Origin of the sequence: Chitinophaga sp. CF118, from assembly GCF_900112615.1 — a bacterium.
Lineage (GTDB): Bacteria > Bacteroidota > Bacteroidia > Chitinophagales > Chitinophagaceae > Chitinophaga.
Map to the genome: position 1 here is coordinate 514,490 of NZ_FOMK01000001.1, position 24,773 is coordinate 539,262.

At 42.5% G+C, this 24,773-nt stretch carries 21 protein-coding genes; 7 read left to right on the plus strand and 14 right to left on the minus strand.

Features of this window, described 5'->3' with window-relative positions:
* Positions 1 to 3: 3 nt before the first annotated feature.
* Together BM176_RS32700 and BM176_RS01965 are read left to right on the plus strand one after the other, a co-directional pair.
* Entirely contained in the window at positions 4 to 777 is a 774-nt protein-coding gene (locus tag BM176_RS32700; RefSeq protein WP_218162134.1) for a DUF1330 domain-containing protein, read from the plus strand.
* Between the two features lie 56 nt (positions 778 to 833).
* Positions 834 to 1,898: an alpha/beta hydrolase family protein gene (locus BM176_RS01965; protein WP_218162135.1), complete on the plus strand. Its 1,065-nt coding sequence runs from the start codon at positions 834 to 836 to the stop codon at positions 1,896 to 1,898.
* 317 nt (positions 1,899 to 2,215) lie between these two features.
* Here BM176_RS01965 and BM176_RS01970 read toward each other — a convergent pair whose 3' ends face one another.
* The 8 genes from BM176_RS01970 to BM176_RS02005 form a co-directional block, all read right to left on the minus strand.
* On the minus strand, positions 2,216 to 3,352 hold the full coding sequence (locus tag BM176_RS01970) for a TlpA disulfide reductase family protein (RefSeq protein WP_090101545.1): 1,137 nt from the start codon (positions 3,350 to 3,352) through the stop codon (positions 2,216 to 2,218).
* A 14-nt stretch (positions 3,353 to 3,366) separates the two neighbouring features.
* On the minus strand, positions 3,367 to 4,833 hold the full coding sequence (locus BM176_RS01975) for a PKD-like family lipoprotein (RefSeq protein WP_090099024.1): 1,467 nt from the start codon (positions 4,831 to 4,833) through the stop codon (positions 3,367 to 3,369).
* A gap of 11 nt (positions 4,834 to 4,844) precedes the next feature.
* A complete protein-coding gene (locus BM176_RS01980; RefSeq protein WP_177230270.1) occupies positions 4,845 to 5,582 on the minus strand; it encodes a DUF4843 domain-containing protein in 738 nt (245 codons plus the stop codon).
* Between the two features lie 10 nt (positions 5,583 to 5,592).
* Positions 5,593 to 7,029, minus strand: coding sequence for a RagB/SusD family nutrient uptake outer membrane protein (locus BM176_RS01985; protein WP_090099028.1), 1,437 nt, complete (start codon positions 7,027 to 7,029; stop codon positions 5,593 to 5,595).
* A 17-nt stretch (positions 7,030 to 7,046) separates the two neighbouring features.
* A complete protein-coding gene (locus BM176_RS01990) occupies positions 7,047 to 10,415 on the minus strand; it encodes a SusC/RagA family TonB-linked outer membrane protein (protein WP_090099030.1) in 3,369 nt (1,122 codons plus the stop codon).
* 111 nt (positions 10,416 to 10,526) lie between these two features.
* Positions 10,527 to 11,699, minus strand: a complete 1,173-nt coding sequence (locus tag BM176_RS01995; protein ID WP_090099032.1) for a FecR family protein — start codon at positions 11,697 to 11,699, stop codon at positions 10,527 to 10,529.
* Between the two features lie 54 nt (positions 11,700 to 11,753).
* On the minus strand, positions 11,754 to 12,347 hold the full coding sequence (locus tag BM176_RS02000) for an RNA polymerase sigma factor (RefSeq protein WP_090099034.1): 594 nt from the start codon (positions 12,345 to 12,347) through the stop codon (positions 11,754 to 11,756).
* Positions 12,348 to 12,404: 57 nt separating this feature from the next.
* A complete protein-coding gene (locus tag BM176_RS02005; protein WP_090099036.1) occupies positions 12,405 to 14,357 on the minus strand; it encodes a KUP/HAK/KT family potassium transporter in 1,953 nt (650 codons plus the stop codon).
* Between the two features lie 398 nt (positions 14,358 to 14,755).
* Here BM176_RS02005 and BM176_RS02010 point away from each other — a divergent pair, with 398 nt between their 5' ends.
* Both BM176_RS02010 and BM176_RS02015 read left to right on the plus strand, forming a co-directional pair.
* Positions 14,756 to 15,808 (plus strand): serine hydrolase domain-containing protein, encoded by a 1,053-nt coding sequence (locus BM176_RS02010; RefSeq protein ID WP_090099038.1) that lies wholly within the window; start codon positions 14,756 to 14,758, stop codon positions 15,806 to 15,808.
* A 95-nt stretch (positions 15,809 to 15,903) separates the two neighbouring features.
* Entirely contained in the window at positions 15,904 to 16,764 is an 861-nt protein-coding gene (locus tag BM176_RS02015) for a hypothetical protein (protein ID WP_090099041.1), read from the plus strand.
* Positions 16,765 to 16,835: 71 nt separating this feature from the next.
* On the opposite strand, the gene BM176_RS02020 is transcribed toward BM176_RS02015, so the two are convergent.
* From BM176_RS02020 to BM176_RS02030, 3 genes are all read right to left on the minus strand, one after another.
* Positions 16,836 to 17,492, minus strand: coding sequence for a pirin family protein (locus BM176_RS02020; RefSeq protein WP_090099043.1), 657 nt, complete (start codon positions 17,490 to 17,492; stop codon positions 16,836 to 16,838).
* Between the two features lie 2 nt (positions 17,493 to 17,494).
* Positions 17,495 to 18,007 (minus strand): hypothetical protein, encoded by a 513-nt coding sequence (locus BM176_RS02025; RefSeq protein ID WP_090099044.1) that lies wholly within the window; start codon positions 18,005 to 18,007, stop codon positions 17,495 to 17,497.
* A gap of 77 nt (positions 18,008 to 18,084) precedes the next feature.
* Positions 18,085 to 18,831 carry a dioxygenase family protein gene (locus BM176_RS02030; protein WP_090099046.1) on the minus strand — a complete coding sequence of 249 codons (747 nt, stop codon included), beginning with the start codon at positions 18,829 to 18,831 and terminating at the stop codon, positions 18,085 to 18,087.
* Between the two features lie 280 nt (positions 18,832 to 19,111).
* Here BM176_RS02030 and BM176_RS02035 point away from each other — a divergent pair, with 280 nt between their 5' ends.
* Positions 19,112 to 20,095, plus strand: a complete 984-nt coding sequence (locus tag BM176_RS02035; RefSeq protein ID WP_090099048.1) for a zinc metalloprotease — start codon at positions 19,112 to 19,114, stop codon at positions 20,093 to 20,095.
* A 50-nt stretch (positions 20,096 to 20,145) separates the two neighbouring features.
* Positions 20,146 to 20,796 (plus strand): M949_RS01915 family surface polysaccharide biosynthesis protein, encoded by a 651-nt coding sequence (locus BM176_RS02040; RefSeq protein ID WP_143097679.1) that lies wholly within the window; start codon positions 20,146 to 20,148, stop codon positions 20,794 to 20,796.
* On the opposite strand, the gene BM176_RS02045 is transcribed toward BM176_RS02040, so the two are convergent.
* Positions 20,797 to 21,471, minus strand: coding sequence for a TIGR02117 family protein (locus BM176_RS02045; RefSeq protein ID WP_218162136.1), 675 nt, complete (start codon positions 21,469 to 21,471; stop codon positions 20,797 to 20,799). It lies immediately after the preceding gene.
* Positions 21,472 to 21,556: 85 nt separating this feature from the next.
* Between BM176_RS02045 and BM176_RS02050 the strand changes: the two genes are divergently transcribed.
* Positions 21,557 to 22,069, plus strand: coding sequence for a DinB family protein (locus tag BM176_RS02050; RefSeq protein WP_090099055.1), 513 nt, complete (start codon positions 21,557 to 21,559; stop codon positions 22,067 to 22,069).
* A 62-nt stretch (positions 22,070 to 22,131) separates the two neighbouring features.
* Here the strand turns inward: BM176_RS02050 and BM176_RS02055 are convergent, their stop codons facing one another.
* Both BM176_RS02055 and BM176_RS02060 read right to left on the minus strand, forming a co-directional pair.
* On the minus strand, positions 22,132 to 23,196 hold the full coding sequence (locus BM176_RS02055) for an acyltransferase family protein (protein ID WP_090099057.1): 1,065 nt from the start codon (positions 23,194 to 23,196) through the stop codon (positions 22,132 to 22,134).
* A complete protein-coding gene (locus BM176_RS02060; protein WP_218162137.1) occupies positions 23,177 to 24,706 on the minus strand; it encodes a DUF4832 domain-containing protein in 1,530 nt (509 codons plus the stop codon). The genes BM176_RS02055 and BM176_RS02060 overlap by 20 nt, the downstream gene beginning before the upstream one ends.
* Positions 24,707 to 24,773: the final 67 nt, after the last annotated feature.

Genomic DNA, 24,773 nt, shown 5'->3' on the forward strand with positions numbered 1-24,773 from the left:
AAAATGAAAAAACTGATTATTCGTGCAATCGTTGGAATCGCGATCGTCTATAGCCCAGGATCTTACGGAAATTCAATCAATAAATCTACTGAAGCGAAAGATACGACCACAAAGGAGGCAACACTGCCCCAAACAGAACAGGCGTTACAACCACATGGATATTTGGTTGCAAACTATTCGATCAACGATAAGGCCGCATATAAAAAATACATGCATTCCGTGGGCGTGTTTATCTCTAAATACAAAGGGAAAGTCATCATTTACGATGTCAACATAAAGCCACTGGAGGGAAATCCCCAAAAGGTAATTGACATAACTGAATTCCCCAGCATTGCAGAAGCGGAACGTTTCTACAATTCACCGGAATACACCGCTGCCAAAAAACTTCGTACCTCATCCACTCAAGGTTGGGTTTTACTGGCTGGTTCTGTCCCTCCATCACCTGTTGCAGCAACTTCAACACCACAAAAAATAGCCAAGCCACACGGATACCAGATTGTAAACTATACCATCAATGATCAGGCAACTTTTCAGAAATATATGGATGCGGCTGGTCCGCTTGGGCCCAAATTCAATGGAAGCGTACCCATTTTCGATCTCAACACAAAGGCATTGGAAGGTAATCCAAAAAAGGTTTTCGGTATAGCTGCGTTTCCAAGTGTTGCAGAGGCCGAACGTTTCTATCATTCACCGGAATATACCGCTGCTAGAAAATTCCGTATCGCATCCACCGAAGGAACAACGTTAATCGCCAGCTCTGTTCCCCCACAACAATAACGCTGGTAACCAGTAATGGCATCACAAAATATCCAGGAAAATCAAAGAAATAATTTATGAAAAAGAATGAGCAAATAGCTGATTTCAACAATCAGGACCAGCAACCTTTTAATCGTCGCTCCTTTATGTCCAGAACCGTACTTGCAGGGGCTGGTTTAGCCTTAATGCCATTCTCCTGGGCTGCAGCCAAAGATGAGCCTAATGCAAATATGAACATTACCGGAAATGACCCAAAATCCGACGAATTCATAGAATCTCTTGCGGAGTTAATGGCCCATTCTACCCGTACGCCCATTTTGAGGTGGCCAAATGAATATGGTATGGAATATGAGGAAATATTCTTCCCTGCAATGGATGGACTGACGCTGGAGGGCTGGTTCATCCCTGCTAAGTCTGATAAATTGCTCATCTTTAACCACCCAATGCCCTGCAATCGCTATGGTTATCCGGGGCATCTGGACCCCTGGAAGAATTTTGGCGGTTTCGAAGTCAATTTTCTGCCGGAATACAAGATTCTGCACGATGCAGGCTATAACATTATTACTTACGACATGCGCAACCATGGTAGAAGCGCAACAGGTAGCGGTGGTATCAATGGCCACGGTGTGCTGGAATACAGAGATGTAATTGGCTCTTTGCGTTATGCTAAGTCACGCCCGGATACTAAAAACATGAAGACTGCACTCTACAGCCGTTGTCTGGGAGCCAATTCTACAATTGTCGGGATGAAAAAACATCCGGAAGAATTTAAGCATATAAAGGCAATGATTGCGTTGCAGCCGGTTACTCCAAAGGTGTTTGTAGAAAAGGCGGTAGAAAATCAGAAAATTGCAAATGGTGTTGAAATGTTCGCCGCTGCATTTCATAAGAAAACCGGTTTCCATATTGATGATGTGTGGCCAATGGAATATGCTAAGGCAGTAACGATTCCTACTCTTGTGGCACAGGTTCATGATGATTTTCTTACCAAACCCTCCAATGTGCAGGAGATATACGACACTATTTCTGCAAAAGACAAAAAGCTCTTTTGGATCGAAGGAACAGATCAACGTTTTCAGGGTTACAATTATTTCGGAAAAAATCCGCAACTGGTATTGGAATGGTTCGGCAAACATATGTGATCAAATATTGTTGTACCCCTATTAAATACAAACTGAATGAAATCAATTGTTATAAAGACATTCCGCTAGCAGGTGTTACTCCAACGGTTTAAAAACTCCATTCAAAAGGTGGCAATTCCATTACGGTCATCGTGATGTAAAGGAATGAGGAATTGCCACCTTCTCCGGTATCATTCAATTTAACAGTTGAATAATTACTAGTCATGCATGAAGTGAGTTGATCACCAGTCGTAGCATACTTGACCAGATTTTCTTTTTCGGCAAGAATTTTAAAAGCACCATTAAAAGATTTTAATGATACTCTTTTTATTTTTGATTTATGGCGCAGGAGATAAAATAGTTGTCAGCTTTTGCTCCAGCTCCTCCCCGCGCATATTTTTAGCTATGATTTTCCCATTTGGATCGATCAGGAAATTCTGGGGGATAGACCGTACATCATACATACGGGCTACTTCATTGTTCCAGTATTTAAGATCAGATACCTGAGGCCATTCTAGCCCGTCTGCCTTAATAGCTGCTAACCAGGCATCTTTCTGGCCCTCTCTGTCCAGAGAAACGCCTAATAAAGTGAAATTTTTGTCTTTAAACTGATTGTATGCCTTTATGTAGTTGGGATTTTCTGCCCGGCATGGTCCACACCAGCTGGCCCAGAAATCGAGCAGTACATATTTCCCTCTGAAATCAATCAACTTTACGGGTGATCCATTTACATCGTTGAGCGTAAATTCGGGGGCTATGGAGCCTACAGTCACCGTTTTTGCGGCGGCGATCCGGTCGCCCATCGCTTTCCCATCCTCAGAGTTCCTGAGGCGTGCAGAAAGGCCATTAAACAGCGGTTCTACGGCAGGAACATCTATAACCGCCCCTACGATCCATTCCATCGCCATGAGGCTGACGTAGGCATCCGGGTGCCCTTTTACCCATTCTATCTGGCGCTGCTTTAACTTCGTCAGATTCTCTCTCATGTGTCTGGAATACACATTCTGGTAAGCTGTGTCCTTCCATTTGTCCCGGGATGCCGTATTGAAGCGAAAAGCTTCATCTTCCACCGCATCCATCGGCTCTTTAATGAAATGGTTATACATGGCCAGCTCATCGTTCATTTTAGAGCCTGTGATTACCGCATTTCTAACGAGGTCTCTGGTTTTAATGACAATAGTTCCCTTTTCTATGTAAAAGGTGAGCAGGTCGGGCTTTTTGCCATTTGGATAGCCAAACCCCTTGTTATCCAAACTTAGTCTGCCGGTAATGGGATAAGGGATACTCAGATCAAACATGGCTTTACCGTTCTCCATACGTGGAGAATCAACGATTGTCTTGTCTCCGATTTGGTATATCAGGTAAGCCTTTTTAGCCGATACCGTATCAACGTCGAGCTTAATGATACTACTTTGCATTTGTGCCTGGCTGATGATGGGCAGCAATAACATAACTATTACAATAATCTTCTTCATATATTTTGTGTTTATCATCCTACTTTATAGGTTAAAGCGATAATTTTTTCAAAACCGGAAACCCTTTGTGTATAAGTGTTTTCACTGATATCTCCTGTGGCGGCTATAGGCAGGTAATACACCGTACCACCACCGGGCTGTCCGTTCCAGGTAGCCAGTGTGATCACTCCATTCATCATTTTCAGCGCAGTTATATTCTCTCCATTGGCAAACTGGTATATTACCCGGGATTGGTTCGCCGCCATGTCATATACATATAACCTGTTATCCGCAGCATAATACATCTGCTTTACAGTGCTGGAAAAAAGATAATCAGGACTACGATGCACATCCGGGCTGTTGAGAATCGGCTGCTGTGCAGCAGCTACGGGAAACGTATTAAAATCGCCATTGGCATTCAGCGTATATAGAAAACAGCTGTCATCTGATTCATTCTTAAACACGGCATACCAGTTAGTCGGCAGCAACTCCCAACCTAAACCTACTTTCATGGTCAGCATAGTTTTAGGAACGTTGTTCAGATCATAGGCCATCGTATTATTCTGCGGAAAAACTTTCAGGCTGGTAGAAGTACCACCTCCATCGTACATGAAACGATAATGAGCCTGATCGAAAAAGATAGCGCCAAAGGAGCTGCCACCTGCTGCAAAAGGAGCTGCAGTATAACCCAGACTATCCGGTTGTGTAAAAGCAGCACCAAATAATTTAGAAGCAAACATACCATTCAGCCCGTACACTTTTCCGCCACAGAGTGCATAAGGACCGTAGGAGTAAAAGCTGGGCTTGATCATGTTATAGGGCTGCACCTTTGCAGGGGATGCATAGAATAGTTTTGTATAATCAGCAAGCACCTGTAAAGAAGTATTATCCAGCGTATATCCTCCTCCATCAAAATATACCATGTTCAAAGTACCTATCAGGCTTTGCGTACTGATGCTGATAATCTGGCGGGCAGTAACAGGCAGCGGCATGGTTGGATTGCTGGCCGAATAGACACTGTTATAAGCGATATAATCAGGGGAAATGAAGCTGATATCTACATTTGACTGCTTTTGCTCCAGTAACATCCATCCAGTCTGGAAAGCAGTAGTTACCTGCAGGTATAAGTGTTTGAAATAACTGACACCGGTTACCGTATCTTTTGCTACAAAGTCCAGATTATAATAATTAGTGGCAGGCCGGAGCGTAATTGGCTGATTGAAACAGCGGTTCCGTGAAATCACCTCAATCCTTCCCGGATCCAGCGGATTAGCCGGATCTGTAACAGGATACACCCTCCATTCGAAGCTGAGACGGTTAGTGTCCCGGCCGGTGATAACAGGTGATATGCGTAATGTGTCAAACTGACCTACATGAAAGGTATCCTTAACTACCGTGGCTGTAATATCATTGATAGGCTGATAATCGTAGTTACCTTTGTCTTTATAACATCCTGTGAAGAGGATGATCACCAAAAACAGCGAATTTAATATATGCTTCATAGTTATACTAATTAAGGGATTACAACAGGATTTCCGTTCTCGTCAATTAAAGGTCCATTTTCGGTATTGTAAGCAAGCAGCGCATTCCTGACTGCGTTCTGATAATATTGTAACGTTGGGTAATCAAGCGCATTGGGCCCCTCGGAAGGGAAAGTAGCAATACCCAATACAGATGCAATGAAGCGCAGCTTCGTTTCGCTATACGCGCCAAAGAAGATCACGAGGTAAGAATCCCAGTTCCCGGGCTTTATCAACCTGTCAGTGAAGATAATCCTGGCCTGGCTCCTGTTATAATAAGCACCATCCGCCATCAGGGTATCCTTCATCAATACAGGAAAATCTTTGCCGGGCTGCAAACTGAGGGTCAGTACTACAGAAGTATCCCGAAGGGAAACATCGCGCAGCAACACTATACCCAAACGTGTAGTGAACGAATCTTTCGGCATGTTGTAACTCAGCAGCCTATAATGCACATCAGCTATAGCTGTTGTTTTATTTGCTACTACCGCCAGGTCAATAGCACGGTCACGGCCAGACTGATTACCAGTGATGTGAACGGGTAACCAGACTGTATCCTGGCTCACAGTACTGCTCTTCTCCACAAATGTGTAACTCACACTATCAATGCCGCCTGAATAAACAGCGTTGGTGTTATAGATAAAATACACACTTTGCTGTCCGTTCCAGGACTCTGATATTTGATCTTTGCTACAAGCTGTTAAAAAGAGTATTACAAGTAATTTTTTCATGAAAAGGAGTTTAGTTTCTGTACTGTAATTCTGCATCTGGCAGCGGTAAAACATACATTTTATCAGACGTTGCTACAGCTGCGAACCTGATCTGGGAACTGTTAATTCTTTTGTAGTAATAAAACAATTGGCCCTCCGCATAAAATTCCTTCTGGTACTCTTTCAGGATCTCATACTGCACTCCCGCCTGATCCATCCCATCTGACAGATCACTCAAACCCCGCTGGTGACGCACTGTATTGAGGTATCCGATAGCGGTTGATGGATCGGAACATTCTGCAGCGATATAATACATCTCGGGTAAGCGAATGAGCGGCACAAGATTGTTGTAGATGAGATTACCGGAAATCTGCCAGAACTTTGAGCAGAAATAAACAGTACCACTGAGATCCCAGAGACGGGCATAACGGATATCACTGACGCCACCGGAACTGATCTCATAAATCTGATCTACCACTCCTCCATTGCCATACGTATTGGTTAGCTGCTGATTCACGTTCAGGTTTACAGTTCCGCCAGTGCTTTTAAAATACTGATCAACCTGCGCGCGAAGATTAAACTTACTGAGGGCAAAAACCTGTTCGGGAATGAAGGTTCTGTCTTCGTAGTTAGTAATACGGTCAGGCGTCTGGAAATCAAACATGCCGGAATAAATCACATTGTTCGCATGCAACAATGCATGTGTTTTATCTCCTTTGTAAAGGCAGGCCCTGGCAAGTGTAGCTTCTGCGGCCCAGTAATTAAAATGATTCTGCCGGTGATTGAGCCAGTCATTCTGCGACTGGTTGCTGGCATCATAATAGTTATAATTCACTGTCTTGTAACCAGCCAGCAGCGAATCAGCCAGGGTAAGCTCACTGATCACACTATCCAGCACCTGGCTTACAGTCAGTAATGGCGTTACATTCCCTGAAACCGTCTTTACATAAGGAATAGCTGGTCTTGACGGATCACTGACATAAGAGGCGCCAAACAACCGTAACAGGTCAAAGTGCATAAAAGCTCTTAGTCCGATAGCCTCCCCTTTCATCAGCTCATAATTGCCCGGCTGGAACAGGTCTTTATTCGCATCGATCCGTTGAAGTATATTATTAACATTGGTAATCGCATAATACATGGAATCCCATATATTATCGATCCTCGTCTTTACAACGGCATCCTGGTAGTTATAAACCGCTGCCTGATAGAACTGATGAGCAGGAATACTCTGACAGCTATATTGCTGGGCCAGTACATCGAGGAAACTCATGGAAAGCTGGTCTCCGTATAAGGAGGAGCTGCCCATTATTGTATACACGCCATACATCGCATCCTCAAAGCCACTTTCCGTAGAGAAGAGCTTATCAGGCGCCACAAGGGTCTGAGGACGGGTATCCAGCCATTTGTTACAGCCGGGCGCTATTAAGATGATACCTAAGAATATTATAAAGAAATGAGCCTTTTTCATACATCAGTTTTTAAGATTTAGAATCCCACTTGCAGAGAGAATGAATAATTGCGGGCAAAGGGATAACTAAGCCCTCTTTCCTGCCTCACCGAAGAAATCACAAATGGATTGTTGATATACAGGTAACATTGCAGCCTGCTCATCTTCCATTTGTCAGTAAGACTGTGTGGGAACAGATATCCCAGTGTGATGGCATCACAATACAGCGTATTATTATCCTGTATGAACCGGGAAGTGGCTTTGGTGATATCAGTGCGGGTATTGCCGTTCAGATTCGTCAATCCTTTATAGCGGACAACATCACCCGGCTTTTGCCATCTGTCTGTGAGTACACGTACGTCCACATTGTATACGGGATCGGCATTTTCCACCCGGTCGGCCAGCGTATTGTTGTAGATCTGTCCGCCCAGCTCTGTACGCATGGAAACATTCACACTAAATCCTTTGTACATGAAGTTGGTGCCGAAGTTACCAGTGACCTCAGGCTGGTTATCACCTACCGGCACCTCATCGAGCGGGCTCCATCTGTAGGTCTGCTCACCATTTGCTGTAAGAAAAACCTCATTACCAGTACTGGGATCAATTCCCAGGGAGCGCACTGCATAGATGGTGCTCACACTTTGCCCTTCTTTATACTGCAGCACGGGAGCTGTAACAGGCTTGTCGGACTTTGTCTGTTCACCCACAGCCTGTTCATTCTGTGCTTTTAATGCATCGGAAATGCGTAGCAGCTTATTTTGATTATGCAGCAGGTTGCCATAAATGCTCCAGAATATATTTTCCTTCTCCTTTTTCATGGCGAATACAGTCAGGTACACTTCCATTCCTTTGTTCTTCAGGGTACCCAGATTGGCAAAAAAACTGCTAAAACCTGTAGAAGGCGTGGTATTGACGGTTGTAAACAAGTCATTGGTACGTTCCACGTAATAGTTGAATGTGAGCTGCATCTTACCCCTGAATAATTCGATGTCAGTACCAATATTCAGCTTGTTCGTCTGTTGCCATTTCAGATCTGTATTACCCAGGCTTAACAGAGAAGCACCAATATGATCCAGGTAGCGGGTAGATGTTAAGTACTGGTAAGTCTGAGCCGCTGCAAAAGGAGGAAAGTTCTGTGAGCCGGTAGTCCCAATTGAAGCGCGCAGCTTAAACCGGTTGATCATCGCGGGAATGTGCAGGAACTTTTCTTTATTTACATTCCAGCCTATACCAACTGACCAGAAAGGTGCGTAATGTTTATTGGAGCCAAATAAGGAAGAGCCGTCCTCCCGGAAAGACAGATCGAGCAAATACCTATAGTCGTAAGCGTAACTAACGTTAGCATAATAGCTGATCAATCGCTGGATGCTTTCAGTACCGGTAGGCTTACCGTTTACGGGGTATTGTAATCCAAAGAGGATATTGTCAAGGTCAGCATTGGGAAATCCCTGTACCATTACTGTGCTGGCATTGGATTTATCCTGCTGGATATGATAACCTGCAGTAGAAAATAATGTATGCCGGCCAAAATTAGTTCCATAATTCAGATACACATCACCCTGATAGCTGGATGATAAACCGGTAGTTTGCTGGTAGTAACCACGGGTGGAGAAAAGACTGTCTGGCGTATTCACAAACTCCACCGCATCGGCCGGCAGGAAAAAATCGGCCGTATTTCGCTGGCTGTACATACTGAACCGCGTGCTCAGCTTCAGGTCTTTCAGGATATTCCAGTCTGCCTGAAAATTATTAGTGATATTAACGTAACCGGTTGTATTTTTTGTCTTCAGCTGCGCATCATACATGGGATTATAAACCGTATTCTGCAAGCCAGCATCGTAATCGCTATACTGGAGGATTTTAGAGACCTTTCCGCTGAGTGAATCAACAGCTCGCCAGTAAGGATTTAGCTTTGCATATTGTGAGAAATCGCCGTAAGGGGAATTAACCGCTTTGTTGCTGGTAACAGAGAGGTAGTTGCTAAACTGCAGTGGGCCTTTGTGATAAACCAGGTTCACTCCACCGGAAAGGTTATCTCTTTTTGATCCCTTCATAACTCCGGGCGTATTAGCATAAGAAACATCTACACCGTAACGCATGTAATCGTCGCCACCATCCAGGTACACACTGTGCTTCTGTGCAAAAGCAGTTTTAAGCGGCTGGGACAACCAATAGGTATTTACTCCTCTTCTTACCTCAGCCAGGCGCCTGTTGTATATTTCCGCCAGGGCTTCCTGCGATGAGAGCGGCTGGCTGGATGACTTGTTATAAATACCGGCTACCTGTTCCAGCTGCAGTTTTTGCTCCGCATTCAGCAAGTGATAGCTGGTCAGATCAGGTGTGCTGAGGGAAAGGTTATTATTATAGCTCAAACGCAGCCGTCCTTTCCTGGGCTGTATGCTTTCTATCACAAGTACTCCATTGGCCGCTTTGGAGCCATAGATGGAAGTAGCCGCAGCATCTTTGAGAATTGTCACCTTACTCACCCGGTTCATATCCAGGTCATAAACCTTTTGCAGCGGCACCTCGAAACCATCAAGAATAAACAATGGCGGGTTACTAATATAACCATACTGGCTGGTAAGATTCGTATTTGCGATACTGTTAGCACCGCGTACCTGGATCTGAGGCAGATGGTTAGGATCAGACCCGAAATTCACATCGGAAGGTACCTGGAAAGAAGCGTCCAGGGAACGTAAGGCGCCTGTTACGCTTGTATTATTGGCAGTACGCAACTGATCAACGGTGTAGATCTTTGCCTCTCCGGTATAATTTTCTACAGGTCGTTTATAAATCCCGTTCACCACGGTCTCGTTCAGGTTGAACACCAATGGCTGTAGTATGACCGTAATTCCGGAAGTTGGTGAAGATCGTACTTTTACTTCTATGGATGCCTGATTGATACAGGTGATCAGCAATACGTCTCCTTCTTCAGCCATAATTGAAAAACTTCCGTCGGCACCAGTAGGAGCAAATACATTTTTTCCTTTAACACTAACAGTAGCATCGGGCAATGGCTGCCCGTCCTTATCGGTAACAACCCCTGTTACAAGGGCCGGGGGCGGGCCATCCGACGGCTGCTTCTGTTTGCTGAATAATACAATTGTCTTACTCCTGATGATGTAATCTACAGGGAGATCTTTAAAGAGCAAATCAAGAAATTTTGTAAGTGGCAAATGGTCAGCCTTAATAGAAATCAAAGGAATGTTATCAAGGACAGGCCCATTGTAAATGACGAAATAGCCGGTCTGCTTTTCGACCTCTTTAAATACGGTCTTAACAGGAACATTTTTGCCAGCATAAGTAATTTCCTGGGCTGTCCCTCTGGCGCATAGGTTTAAGAGAGCGATTAACAGGTAGAGGCAACGCCTTAGCGCTGCGTATCTACACAAAGCAGTGTTCTGCATACTTTTGCAGGGTTTAATGGTTATTTGATTCTGGTTGATTTATGACATGCATTGTACTTTACCCGCCGGCAAGGGCGAATTCAATTAACAATGCACAGATACTTTTTACTTTTAATTTCCGGTCACCTGTATCGTACGGCTTTTCATAGTATAGTGCACACCCATTTTTGTCAGGAAGTCCATCACTCCCTGCAGGGTAAGATTACGATCCATTTTTCCATTGATCCTAAGTTCCGGCACGGGTCCTTTATACAGTACTTCTATATTATACCATCTTTCAAGTTGTTTCATCACTAACGGCAAACTGGCATCTTCGAAATAAAATATGCCATTTTTCCACGCAATTTCCTTTTCAATGTTCACATCTGTAAGAATGCTGAGCGGCTCGTCTGCGCTTTCAACCACCTGCTGTCCGGGCTTCAATATGACAGTGCTCCCGGTCATTCTGATACGTCCATCAATCAACGTTGTCTTTATTTTCCCTTCATCTCCATAAGCGTTAATATCAAAGCTGGTCCCCAGCACTTCTATACCAGAGCGGCCTGCTACATCTACGATAAAGGGGTGAGACATATCCTTTGCTACCTCCAGGTATACTTCCCCGGTGACTGCTACTTTACGGTCCCTGTCTGCAAAAAAAGCAGGATAAGTGATGGAAGAAGCTGCATTCAACCAGGCTTTTGTTCCATCGGGTAATGTTACCTGGTACTGCCCACCCATGGGAGTGGTAATTTTATTCATCATCACCTCATCGTTTGCAGCATCACCTTTTGAATCATAACGCACTTCTCCGTTTGCGGACTTTATAATGTTTACATTTCCCTGCCTGGCAATCGTTCCGCTGGCGGCACTATCCAGCGTGATGGTTGAACCATCTGATAATGTCAGCACAGCCTTATTATCTCCCGCGGGTATATCCATGACTGTTTCAACCTTAGGTACGGGCTGCCTGTTTACGAAAACAAAGGTGGTTATGGCAGTTATCAGCGCAGCTGCAGCTACCCAGCGCATCATCACAACAGGTCTCCTTTTTTGCTTTTGCCATTGTTTGCTTAAGGGCTCATTGGCTTCGAGCATATTCTCCCACACTCTTTTATGACTTTCCGAAAACCTTTTATCCGCGCCTGCCTCTTCGCTCATCTGCCGGGAAACCAGCTCATGGCTTACAGCATCGTTAGCCGGATCTTGCAGGAACAGGAACAGCTCCCTGACCTGCTCATCAGTTGCCTGATTGGTCACATACAGCTGAAGGAGCTGGCGGATATGTTCGGTTTCATTTGTCATATACAATTAAGTCGATTAAGAGAAAGTGAAGGACTACCTGAAATGGAAAAAAAATCAAAAAAAGAGTAAAAAGAAGAAAAGGGGCATAAACTCCCCATGGTCGATCAGATGTTGCCGGATGGCGGCAAAGGCACGTACGAGGTGATTGCGAACGGTATTGGGGCTTATTCCAAGCCGTTCCCCTATTTCTTTATAACTGAGCTCCTCCTGCTCCTGTAGCTTATAAACAAGCCGCTGCTGTTCGGGTAACCGGTCTACTGCTTCGGCAATCAGCTTTCGTAGCAGATTATAATCAAGTTGCCATTTCTGCTCTACCTTATTATTTTCGTATAAGGTGGCATTAATAATATACTGCGCCCTTAGCTCAATGCCCTGGCGTTTCATTCTGTCGAGGCATTTATTGGCAACCACACGAAAGATCCAGGCCGCAGGATGCTCAATACCGGTTAATGTGGCTCTGCTCTCCCAGATATAAAGGAAAGTTTCCTGCGTTACCTCCTCGCTCCAGTACTCGGATTTTAGCAGCTTTATGGCATTAAAGCGCAATACCTGGAAATATTTGTCATACAGCTGACGGAAGGCAAGAGCATCCCCTTCAGCAATTCGTGCAAAGAATTCTTTATCCTGATATAAGTTATTATTTTTCAATTTCTATAGTTCTCAGCCGCTTATTTTGAGTTCATCAGAGTGCCTCTAAATGGGCTTTCATATCCTCTCTAGTTTCAGGTTTTGTTTATTGGTATATACCAACGGATATTTTTCAATTATCACGTTACTTGTATCCAGTCCATAATTTACATCTTCTGTTACTCCTATTCCTTTCAGATTGTAATAACTTTTAATGAGGATGGATTTCCAGAAAGGCAGATCATTATCAAAAGAGAGATAAGAATTGATGATGATAAATTTGTAGTCGCCGATATCATTCATCGCAAATTCCATCATAGGGCTGCGTTCAAGTTTAAGTTCTCCTTTACTGACAAGTTCATTTGCTATATGCCGGAAGAAAAGATCCACACGGGGTTGAACACGGAATCCTAATCTGAGGGTTACATGATAAACATCATTTACTGATAATGTAGTAACTGAATATTGTAGTGTATAAGGTTCATCATCAATTTTTACATGAAAAAACCAATAAACATCTGCCTTTTTAATAGGATTGCTAAAAATTGATCTGAGCGTTTTATCTTCAATCTCACTAGGATCTGATGATGTGGTGAGGTATATAAGATTAGTAGCAAAGCTGTTTATCTCATTATGATGACTGAGTTCCACTAAGCGCTGCAGGTTTTTAGGCTCTAACTTACTCAGCGTAATAAGTTTTTTCTGTTGTAAACGACCGGTACGCCAAACCAACATTATGAAAGTAAGGAAAGCTCCAACAACCAGCATGATCCAACCACCTTCTTTTACTTTTTGAAGATTGGCAATCAAAAAAGAAATTTCCACAGTAAGGAATAATGCTGTGAAAACTCCAACTACTATTAATGGGCTTCTGCGGGCTCTTAACCAAAGGGCAACTAAAACTGTAGTTGTAATCATTGTCAGCGTAACAGAAAGGCCAAAAGCAGCTTCCATTCTGCCAGATTCCCTGAAGTGAAGTACCATTCCAATACAGGCTATCATTAAAGCCCAATTGAAGAAAGGAATATATAACTGCCCTCTTACGTTACTCGGAAAAACTATTTTATGGCGGGGCCAGAAGCCGAGATGAATAGCTTCATTCGCCAGGGTAAAGCAACCACTGATTAATGCCTGACTGGCAATAATAGTGGCAAGTGTAGAAAGGATAACTGATGGAACATAAATAGCCTTGGGAACAATACTGTAAAAAGGACTCAGGGCATTAGCCTGTCCCGCACTCAATAACCAGGCTGTTTGCCCGGCATAACAAAGAATCAGTGCTACTTTTATGTATATCCAGCTTACCCGGATGTTATTTCTTCCCACATGCCCCATATCACTATACATGGCTTCTGCTCCGGTAGTACAAAGAAAAACACCTCCCAATAACCAAAAGCCTTTCGGATAATACATCAGTAATTCATAAGCATATACAGGATTCAATGCTTTTAATACGCTAAAATCATGACTTAATGCCATCGCTCCAATCACTCCAATGAAAGTGAACCATATCATCATCACCGGTCCAAAGAATTTTCCTATCTGTTGTGTACCGAATTGCTGAATTACAAAAAGCAAAATGATAATAGCAATGACAATTGGTACTGTATCAATATCCGGATAGATAGCCTTCATACCTTCTATGGCAGATGCTACAGAAATGGGAGGAGTAATAATACCATCAGCTACAAGGAAAGAACCTCCTATAATCGCAACAACAATCAACCATCTCCTATAGTATCTTTTTATCAGTGCAAACAAAGAGAATATACCACCTTCTCCATTATTGTCCGCTTGTAAAGTGATGAAAATATACTTAAACGTGGTTTGCAAAGTAAGTGTCCAGATAACACAACTTAATACGCCTAAAGCCTTGGCACTATTAATAATTTCTCCAGGTTTGAATAAAGCAGTGTAAGTATAAAGCGGAGAAGTTCCGATATCCCCGAACACTATGCCCAGAGCAATAAGCACACCTGCTGAACGGATCTGCGTGTGAAAGTCTTTCGTAGTTTGCGCCGATTGCTCCATTATATATATTTTTAAAGTACTCAAATATATAAACAGAATTTCACTTTTTGATTATCAATAATATATTGATTAGCTTATAGCTGTGTGTGGGATAATATTTTCCATCTGCAATCTATTATCTTATTCATGGGTAATCGCATTTGTTGGTTTTGGGATGACAGTGGCGACTTCAGTTTACGGATGCTCTATGTTGATCAGAGGAAAAACCCTAATGACAGATTCATATAATGGGAAGTTAAGAGCAAGTTCGTAGTGTTTCCGGCTTATTCCACCATTCTACCCCCCCAAAATCAGCAATTATTAAACCTAATACATTCTAATTTCTTCTTATCTATACAATTTTGTATCTTCAGTATCGCCTATAGGCTCTATTTCAAAAAAAGATATCCCATCACCTTATGAATACCACTAACATCCCACGTATCGCATTAATGCTCATACCATTACTGTCCATTGTCAATAACAATACTAAAGGACAAAGCCGGAGCAGGGGAGGTTTAGATTCAGCCATTAATCATACTGCAGCCATGTTTATGAGTGATCCGGCAAGGGTAACCCTTTCCATTGGCATATATGATCATGGCAACCTGTTTACCTACCATTTTGGCAAAAAAGAGGTCCCTGATGATGAAAGTGTGTACGAAATTGGCTCTATCACCAAAACAATGACAGGCATCCTGCTGGCAAATGCTGTCAGGGAAAAAAAGGTAATGCTGGATGATGATATCCGGAAATATATGGATGGCCAGTACCCGAATCTGGAATATGAGGGACAGCCCATCCGCCTTTCCCAGCTGCTGAACCATACCTCAGGTCTTCCTTTCAGCCTGCCCGCTAGTCCGGTACCCGGCCAAACGTACACAAAGGAACAGTTCTACCAGGATCTTCACCTGGTTAAGCTAGATACTGTACCAGGCTACAAACTCAGCTATTCTAACAGTGCAGCACAATTACTTGGTTACATCCTGGAACGCGTATATCGCAAAACCTACGATCAATTACTGGCAGAATATATCACCACTCCCTTACGGATGAGCAATACAGGTATTAACATTTCCCGGCACCTCCTGAAAGGGCATAACAATGAAGGAGAGATCATGCCTTACACAGAGAGCGGTGCCGCTGGTGGGGTTCGTTCTACCCTTCCAGATATGTTGCAGTATATCCGCTACGAAATGGATGAAAGCAATCCTGTGGTGGCATTATCACATCAACCCACCTGGGGAGAGATCCAGAATTACGCAATAGGATTAAACTGGCAGATGCTGCAAAAGGCAGGTAAGCAGAAAAGCATTTTTCAAAATGGAGGAACATCAGGCTTCAGTAGTAACCTGGTATTTTATCCCGATCTGAAGACTGGTATCGTATTGCTAACTAATGAAGCAGATAAAACTGCCCAGGACAAATTAAGTGAAGTAGCAGAACAAATCTTTGCTCAGCTAAATAAGTAAAGTAATTTCTACGTCTCAGGCAACCCTTTTACTATATCGTCCGTATTAAGGTATTGTAACAACACAATCACGTGCTTTATTAAAACCTTAAAAAGATGAAAAATCAATTTAAAGTTGCAGCATTTGCTGCAATGTGCCTTATTACGTCTGTACTTTCCTCTTGTTCAAAGGACGATGACAATTCGAATCCGGATAATACTACTAAAGGAACAAGTGTAAAGGTTGCCACCAATGCCACATTTGGAAAAATATTAACAGATAGTCTTGGAAAAAGCCTGTATTTCTTTTCGCTGGATGCAAACGGTTCATCAGGTTGTACTGGAGATTGTATTGCAGCATGGCCTGTATTCTATAAAGAACATCTTACAATAGACACCTCACTGACTTCGGCAGATTTTGGTACCATTACCCGTGCTGATGGTTCAAAACAAACAACTTACAAAGGATGGCCATTATATTATTATGTTGGCGATACAAAGGCAGGTGATGTTACCGGAGAAGCAGTAGGTAAAATCTGGTTCCTTGCTAAACCTGATTACACCGTGATGCTGGCTAATCAGCAGTTAACAGGAAATGATGGAGTAAAATATAACAGCCAGTTACAGCCAGGAACAGAAGTAACACAATTTATCACAGATGCTTATGGAAGAACACTGTATGCATTTGCTAATGATAAGAGCAATACCAATGTGTATACTAAAGCAGACTTCAGTAATAATGCAACATGGCCTATCTATGAGTTAGATTCTATCAAAAGCATTCCTTCCATACTGGATAAAGCATCATTCGCAAAAATTACCGTTTTCGGCAGAACACAATTGACATATAAAGGATGGCCTCTCTATTACTTTGGCCCTGATCAGCAAACAAGAGGTAATACAAAAGGTGTAAGCGTACCTACCCCTGGAGTATGGCCATATGTAGGCTTGAATACTACAGCAGCTCCTTTACCTTAAACAGTGAACAATGCAAAATGAAAACGCTCCTTAATGTGAAACGCATTAGGGAGCGTTTTTAATTTGTCCAACTATACAGGCATTTCAACAAGCAGGATAATAGCATCATTGGATAATGCTTCCAGCTCAATATGTTCCACCTCCCACAGGCCAAGACTATCACCGGCATGCAACAGCCGGTATTGTACTTCAAATACGCCCTCTATCACAAAAGCAAATATGCCGTTTGCCGGATGAGAAATCTTATACTCCGCTTCTTCCCTGCCATCAAATTTACCAATCAATATCCCCTTATCTACTGAAATAAGTTTATTCTTATCCGTATCCACATCAAAAGAAGTTAACCGGGATGCTGTTGTACCTGGTACTTTTATCCATATCTGCAGAAATTTTATCAGCTCCGTTTCATAAGGATTGGTTATTGAAAATGAAGTACCCGCCTTCATACTCAGAAACTGTGTTTGTCCGGCCTCCACAATCTGATCCTCACACGCCACAGCTCCTACTACCGGAATTAAAATAATATCCGAATCTTCTTCTACCTGCATCATAATACTACGGCCACCTGCAAGCGTATCTTCATTCAAAACATATAATGCACCAAACGGCATTTTATGCTCATTATAATATCTGCCGAAATTAAAGGTATTATAACTTCTGAACCATGACAGTTCATTTAAACCACGTTCAGCTGCCAGGAAAATTTTTCCTTTTGATTGAGGTACCATGATTATCTTATTTCCTTTAATGAATAAATGCTCAGAAAGGGCTGCATCGAAAACTGTTCAATGAGTATTTCGTCATTCACAGAATTAGCGAGACCGTTAACAGATACCAGCAGCTGGTTATCTATCGTATCATACCAGGTAAGCGGTTCAGACATAAAATTAATGGCCACCTGATGTTTGCCCTTATCCTTAATATCAGAATTAATAATCTCAAACTTGTAATTAGAAAAAGGTAGAAAATGCTTCCCTAAGCTATTCAGAATATCAGGAACATTTCCGTTCAGTTGCTTTAAATAACCAACAATAGCACCACTCACCAGGAAATGTAATTTCTCCGCATTCGGAACGTTTGTGATCAACTCACCAAATGTGGTATATTTCTTCTCCTGATTATAGAACTGTGCCTGCATCAGGAATTCTGTATAGGAATCATTGAACACATAATTTTCCCAGGCCGTCCGGGAATTAACATCAATGATCTTTCTATACAATAAGCGGATCACTCTCTTTTCCATTTTTAGCTGAGATGAGATGTATCTAAAATATAAAGAGGCCGTATCATATTTTTGATACAGCCCCTTCCTGTAAATTATCAGGCAGCCACATAAATTGTATGTGTAAGAGTATAACCGCCAGATACACTACCGGTAACAGTAGACAATTCATTGGCCAGCGAGTCACTGAAAACCATGTCTGCTGTATTAGCTGTATCCTGTGTGCCGTGCGCCTTATAGTCTGTTGCAGTAGTGTACACTGTATTACAAACATCAGTTGGGAAAGCAATCTGTGTTACCAGCAGAGAGGTACCTGCAGAATTGTAAACGTGCACATGAATATGCGGAGCCCGTGGAGAATACCAACCAGGGAAAATACTGGTAAAAGTAACCAGCCCGTTCGAATCGGTAGTTTGTCTTCCCCGCAGGAAATGCGATGCTGTATAATCTACAGTAGCATAACCGCCGCCGGGGGTATCTACATACTCCGAATAATATCCCACTGCAGTGCAATGCCAGATGTCCACCAGTGCACCGGAAAGTGCCGCGCAACTGTTATTTGTATTATTAATCGTGATTTTTATGGTCAACGGCACCCCCGATTGCCCGTCAACAATATTACTTCTTACATAAGAAGAAGGAGTTTTTGTAGGATAAGGACCTGCAGTTTCGGAAGAAGTAGCCGTGCAGGAGCCGGATGAAGTGCCCCCGGTGCTGGTACTATCAGTTGTTGTCGTAGTGGCAGCAGTTGTATCACTGTCCTTACTACAGGAGCTGGCCAGGGGTGCTATTACGGCAAGCCCTAAAGCTGCCAGTCCGCTTTTCAAAAAATGTTTTCTTTCCATTGTTCGCCGTTTTTAAAAATGAGTGGTCGTGGTATATAAATTATCCGTACTATAAATATATCGCTGGAAAAAGGCTTTTATTACATTTTAGCGGTAAACATCCCTTTTGTTGCGGTGAATTATCTTTTTGGGAAAAGATGCAGCCCTTCAGCAGGAAAATAATAATGATGTTCAAATTTGAATTATATTTGATTTGTAAACCCGATCCTCAAGTATCTATCAAGCTCTCTCCCGGCAATATTATCCGATAGATGTATGAGTCAACCCAAATCTGTAACAAATGAAAAAACTATCGATTTTAGTAACCTGTGGAATCTTCTTTATTTCTGCATGCACTAAACCAGACAAAAATTCGACTGAAAAACCTGCAACAGACAACACTACTGCTGTTGCTACAGAGAGACATTGCGCCGCTATGGATGTATTAAATGAGCAACTGAAAAATGACCCGGCACTGGCTTCCCGGATGGCTGCAATAGAAGCAAATACAAACCGGATTATGCAAGACAAATCCCTTTATCGTCTCCTGCCAGATGGTAGTATCATGATCCCTGTTATAGTAAATGTGCTGTATAGAACAACTGCACAAAACGTTTCTGCGGCACAGATCCAGTCACAGATCGATGTATTGAACAGAGACTATAACGGACTTAATTCGGAGTACAGCACTGTACCCACCCTGTTTTCATCTGTAAAAGCAAGTGTAGGCGTACATTTTGTACTTAAATCAGTAGTACGCAAATCCACAACAGTAACCACCTGGTCTACCAATGATGCTATGAAAAAAAGCGCGCAGGGAGGTATCAATCCTACCACTCCGGACTCTGTTCTGAATATCTGGGTAGTAGGTGCTATGAGCGGCGGCGTAATTGGTTATGCGCAATTCCCCGGTGGCGCCAGTGCTACTGATGGCGTGGTAATTGCATATAACTGTTTCGGTAATACCGGTACTGCTGCGGCTCCATTTGGACTGGGCAGAACGGCCACACATGAAATAGGCCATTGGCTGAATCTGCGCCATATCTGGGGCGATGCCACCTGCGGTACTGATCTGGTAGGTGATACCCCGGCGCATAATGCCGCTAACTATGGCTGTCCTTCTTATCCGCATTTAAGTACCTGCTCCGGCACACCTGTAGAAATGACCATGAACTATATGGACTATACAGACGATGCATGTATGTATATGTTTACTGCCGGACAAAAAACCAGGATGCTGGCAACATTTGTTTCCGGTGGCGGCCGTTACGGCTTTGCCCAATAAATAAAACTCCGGGAGAGAGTTTTCAGATTCTTATTGTATTTTGTCGGGATATGAAGCTATTACTAACCATCATGATAGTATGCACATTCGGGCAATTGCATGCACAAACTATAATATCAAAAGCAGAAACGGAGAAGATATTTACCGGAACCAGGCCCCCTATACGCATAGCGTATAGCTATAGCGACAATACTGGAAAATATTATCTCGCACTCGCAGAAAGCATTGATTCAATAGCAGATAAAAATGACACCTTACACTATATCATAAAAGGAATCTGCCTGCAGGCGGGAGATAATGGAACCGTGAAAAAGTGGGAACTGAATGATCATAAAAGAAGTGAGATGGATGGCGAATTTTCTATCTGGTTCTGGACAAAGTTCTGTGAATTAAAAGATATCGACGGAGACGGAATCGTAGAACCTATTATAGTATATGGCACCGCCGGAATGAACGGTATAGGTGATGGCAGAATAAAAATACTGATCTATTACAAAGGACAGAAAACAGCTATACGCCACCAGAATTCAGAAATGGATGGTGGCAGGAGCACCGCTATAGATGCTACCTTTTATACCTTACCCCTCCTCCTGCAGCAACATATAAAAGATCTCATGAAAACATTGGATGATAAGGGCTTGGCTATTTTTGCACCATACTATGAAGCAAAAATGAAAAAGAAAGCCTTATCCTTGGAATAGCTATTTATACTGATAAAAGATACCGGTATCAAAAGGCGTCCACAAACATGCTTTTTGTCCGCAACTTTTAAGCCCGTTGTTAGCCCAGGTATTACAGGTATAAAACAGATTGTAATGTCCCTTTGCTTCGTAAAAAGCATCGTTTTTACTGTAGTTGGCATTGGTCACAATATGTATAAATTCTCCGTTCTCATTTGTGTCAAAACTTTTTTGTACAAATGCAATCAGTCGCAGATATTGCTCCTTACTGATATTAATCTTCACGCAGGATTTCCTTTCGTGCATCTGTTTATAAAAAGTGGCATGAATGGCAGAAGTACTTAAAGCAAATGCTGCTTTAAATGCTGTGCTGAATTTCAGATCCGCCCAGGTAGGCGTTTCAAGATAAAAGCCTTTATCGCCCCAGCCAAAAGCAATGAATTGAGCAAGTGTATCATTAGCAAGCGTATTGTCGAAATGAACGCTTTTACTCCAGTCTATACACTCATTCCTGACAGGCAATACCAGGTCTGTATGCACACCGTTGGTAAGAATATAAATAGTGATATCATTGTTTATCATATCTTCTCTTGCCACACTGATCCTGGATAACGAGAAAGCTAAAAGCAGGTAAATACCAACAAATAATACAAGGGCCAGTACAGAAATACCCAGGATCTTAAATATCTTCTTCAAAATGATGTGGATTTTATAAGTATAGATGGCATAAAAATAAATAATCCCAATAGAAAATGTTTATTTTTATTGAAATTTATAACCTATGGTCAGCAAACCACTACCAGGCGAATACACAAAATTTCAGGAAACTTACGTTAGCATGGTAGGGAATCTCCCCGTGCTGGATGTATTGATCGAATCAAAGAAAAACACGCACGCATTTCTTAGCAGTGTTCCGCTGGATAAGGAAGAATATGCCTATGCTGAGGGTAAATGGACTATCAAAGAAGTAGTGGGGCATATGATCGATACAGAGCGGATCTTCGCATACCGTCTTTTATGCTTTGCACGTGGCGAACAAAAGCCTCTGCCAGGCTTCGAGCAGGACGATTACGTACTGCAATCTTTTGCTAACGACCGGGTGTTATCTGATCTTGCAGACGAATTCAGAGTAATACGTGAATCTACCTTGTATCTCGTTCGGAACCTGAATGAAAAACAGTTACTAAATATTGGCACCTCTAGTGGAAACCCGCTTTCTGCAAGGGCATTGGTTTACATGATAGCTGGACACGAACTGCATCATATAAAAATCCTTAAAGAAAAATATATCTAGTATAACTCTGATTATTTCGTCTTATAATCCTTCCTGGAAAGGATTATAAGACGAAATAATCATCAGAGTTTAAAAAATATCTGCTTCTTATACAGCCAGTAACACAGGTACCATTCCAGGAATAATGTTACCAATGCTGACAATACCTTTATAGGTACAAAGATCGCCACTACCCCATTCACCCATTGCGCCCCTACAGTCTCAAAGAACACGTAGATAAAAATTGCATTCATACCTACTACCACTGCAATCCAGGTATACTTACTATGTTGCTTCACATCTATCCACCAATATAATGCGGCAAGAATCAATAACACCCATCCCACAGATGCGAGTACAAAACCAGCAGTACTGATACGTTTGATAATGGGCGATATATTACTTATATCTGCGCCAAAACCAAGTACCAATGCAATCACTCCTATTGCTAACAATGTAACCGTCTTTTTCGTACCACTGTTTGCTGTCATCAGGAATTTACCGGCTACCATTCCCCATACAGTATGTGCTGCTGTGGGAATAATATTAATCGCTACCCACCCATCAGGATTTATCTTTCCCATTAGCAAAGTATCTGCATATGCACCGAAGTTATGATACTCTGTAAATGGCTGATCAAATCCTGGCATTAATATCGTTCTGTATAATACATCATTCAATACAATCAGCAGTAGTCCGGCTATTATCTGGAATGTAAAAGATCTGCCTATAATCAGGTAAGCGATGATAGTGGTAACAGATAACTGGGTTAATACATTCCACAGTTCCCAAACGATCTTACCGGAATAGATACAATGTAATCCTGTACCCAGTAGAAACAGCTTCGCACTTCTTATCAGAATATGTTTGAAGTTTTGTCTCCAGGTGATGCCCTTCTTTCTTTTGCTCTCGAAAGAGATATACATGGCAGTTCCTGCCATGAACATAAAGGAAGGCTGTACCAGATCCCAGAAACGTAGTCCATGCCAGGGATGATGAAAGAATTGTTCTATCACTCCTCCCTCATGTAACTCTTTTATAGACTCATAAACCCGGCAACTTTCTGCGGCCAGTAAGATCATGATCATACCACGCATCACATCCAGCGACAATAATCGTTCCGATGATTTATTTAACTGTAATGGCATAATTCAGCTTATTATATCCTGTGTTTGCTTCCCATACATTCTCGTTAGCCAACCGCACACTAAAGGCTGGTTTCACCTTTAAAGCGGCATATTTATCGGGTAAATTCAGCAGCAGATCATAATTACCGGCACTGATACCTGCAGGCAAAGCAAAAGACTGCTGTAAAGTAATAGCACCTGTTAACCATTTGCGTACTTCGGTATTAAAGTCCAGTAAATAAACCTGGCCGGAAGTCGCATTCCGTAACACCAGTTGCACCGGCCGCGGATTGTATGGAGCGGCATAACCGCCGTTCTGCAGATGGATGAGTACAGACAGCGAATCGTTCAGCTGAAAGCTTGCATCTTTTAATACAAGCCGGTAGCCCAGTTTACGTTTGATGTTATCAAGGCACCCACCTATTTTCCAATCATTATTCACTTCAGGATTGTAATCCGCATTCAGAAAACTGTAATGCATATCACCAAATTCCTTTTCTGCATGACCAGTAGGCTCACAATCATTCTGGGGACTATATTCATCGCTGCAGGTTTCCCCTCCCACTACCACAAACTTGCTGTCCAGATTGTAGTAATTACGGAAGGCTGTAGTTGCTTCTTTTGGTGCTGACGAAGAATTACCATAATCAGCATAAGTACCGTAATCATTTGCACTGGCAAGGAAACAGTCATTATGAAATCCTATTCTTGCTTTATCAGTTCCCAATGCGGCTTCTGCAGATGTTAATGCAGCTGAAGTAGCAGGCGCATTTACACCATATATATAACGTTGTTTGATCTGCGGATAACGCACCTGCACCATTCTGTCTGTTGGTAATGCGCCAAGCATCGCACTCAATATCGCTGCCCTGTCGGTCCAGTTATTATCGTACAACTGACCTTGTCCATTTGAAGAAGCATCCCCAAAATAGTCTGTATAATAGTTCTCTCCCCAGGTACCAATAAAACCCAGCTGCACACAGGCAATCACATCTGCATTAGCCTGCAATACAGGTTTTAGCTGACTTATATGATTCAGCACAATACTCTTGGGAGCATCCCCGTAAGGAGAACAAATGAACTCCTCAGAACAACTACCGGCTGTTGCTGTAACAGTATAAGTAAATCGGGGAATCAGCTTTACCCCTGCTGTTCTGGCAGTAGCACAGTCTTTTGTTATATTGTTCAGGAATGCTGCGGGCAAGGCTTTTCCATTATATCCATCAAGAATAAAATACCTGAATACCAATGTGCTGATCACACTATAAGTAGTACCGGATACACTCTGTCCGGTACGGTAACCTGTCAACGTAGCAGCGTCCAGTGGATCATAATTATCTACTGAAGTTTCGGAATACCGGTAAAAACCACGCTCGGGGTTAGGAAAGTCTGCTGTACTCTCCGTATAGGTAATTGCAGTTGCTTTCAGAGCTATTTTATTGTCATCATCACTGTTGCTTTTTTTATCACAGCTGATGATCAATAGTGCAGAGATAAAGAATAACGATGGTTTCATTAATGAGGGTTTCATAAAGATGGGTTTGTTATAGGAGACTCCTCACGGAGTCTCCTGTTTATGATATTATTCAAATATAATA

Coding starts and splice junctions, on each gene's coding strand:
- BM176_RS32700 (WP_218162134.1), top strand. CDS start 4: ATGAAAAAACTGATTATTCGTGCAATCGTTGGAATCGCGATCGTCTAT.
- BM176_RS01965 (WP_218162135.1), top strand. CDS start 834: ATGAAAAAGAATGAGCAAATAGCTGATTTCAACAATCAGGACCAGCAA.
- BM176_RS01970 (WP_090101545.1), bottom strand. CDS start 3,352: ATGAAGAAGATTATTGTAATAGTTATGTTATTGCTGCCCATCATCAGC.
- BM176_RS01975 (WP_090099024.1), bottom strand. CDS start 4,833: ATGAAGCATATATTAAATTCGCTGTTTTTGGTGATCATCCTCTTCACA.
- BM176_RS01980 (WP_177230270.1), bottom strand. CDS start 5,582: ATGAAAAAATTACTTGTAATACTCTTTTTAACAGCTTGTAGCAAAGAT.
- BM176_RS01985 (WP_090099028.1), bottom strand. CDS start 7,029: ATGAAAAAGGCTCATTTCTTTATAATATTCTTAGGTATCATCTTAATA.
- BM176_RS01990 (WP_090099030.1), bottom strand. CDS start 10,415: ATGCAGAACACTGCTTTGTGTAGATACGCAGCGCTAAGGCGTTGCCTC.
- BM176_RS01995 (WP_090099032.1), bottom strand. CDS start 11,699: ATGACAAATGAAACCGAACATATCCGCCAGCTCCTTCAGCTGTATGTG.
- BM176_RS02005 (WP_090099036.1), bottom strand. CDS start 14,357: ATGGAGCAATCGGCGCAAACTACGAAAGACTTTCACACGCAGATCCGT.
- BM176_RS02010 (WP_090099038.1), top strand. CDS start 14,756: ATGAATACCACTAACATCCCACGTATCGCATTAATGCTCATACCATTA.
- BM176_RS02015 (WP_090099041.1), top strand. CDS start 15,904: ATGAAAAATCAATTTAAAGTTGCAGCATTTGCTGCAATGTGCCTTATT.
- BM176_RS02020 (WP_090099043.1), bottom strand. CDS start 17,492: ATGGTACCTCAATCAAAAGGAAAAATTTTCCTGGCAGCTGAACGTGGT.
- BM176_RS02025 (WP_090099044.1), bottom strand. CDS start 18,007: ATGGAAAAGAGAGTGATCCGCTTATTGTATAGAAAGATCATTGATGTT.
- BM176_RS02030 (WP_090099046.1), bottom strand. CDS start 18,831: ATGGAAAGAAAACATTTTTTGAAAAGCGGACTGGCAGCTTTAGGGCTT.
- BM176_RS02035 (WP_090099048.1), top strand. CDS start 19,112: ATGAAAAAACTATCGATTTTAGTAACCTGTGGAATCTTCTTTATTTCT.
- BM176_RS02040 (WP_143097679.1), top strand. CDS start 20,146: ATGAAGCTATTACTAACCATCATGATAGTATGCACATTCGGGCAATTG.
- BM176_RS02050 (WP_090099055.1), top strand. CDS start 21,557: ATGGTCAGCAAACCACTACCAGGCGAATACACAAAATTTCAGGAAACT.
- BM176_RS02055 (WP_090099057.1), bottom strand. CDS start 23,196: ATGCCATTACAGTTAAATAAATCATCGGAACGATTATTGTCGCTGGAT.
- BM176_RS02060 (WP_218162137.1), bottom strand. CDS start 24,706: ATGAAACCCTCATTAATGAAACCATCGTTATTCTTTATCTCTGCACTA.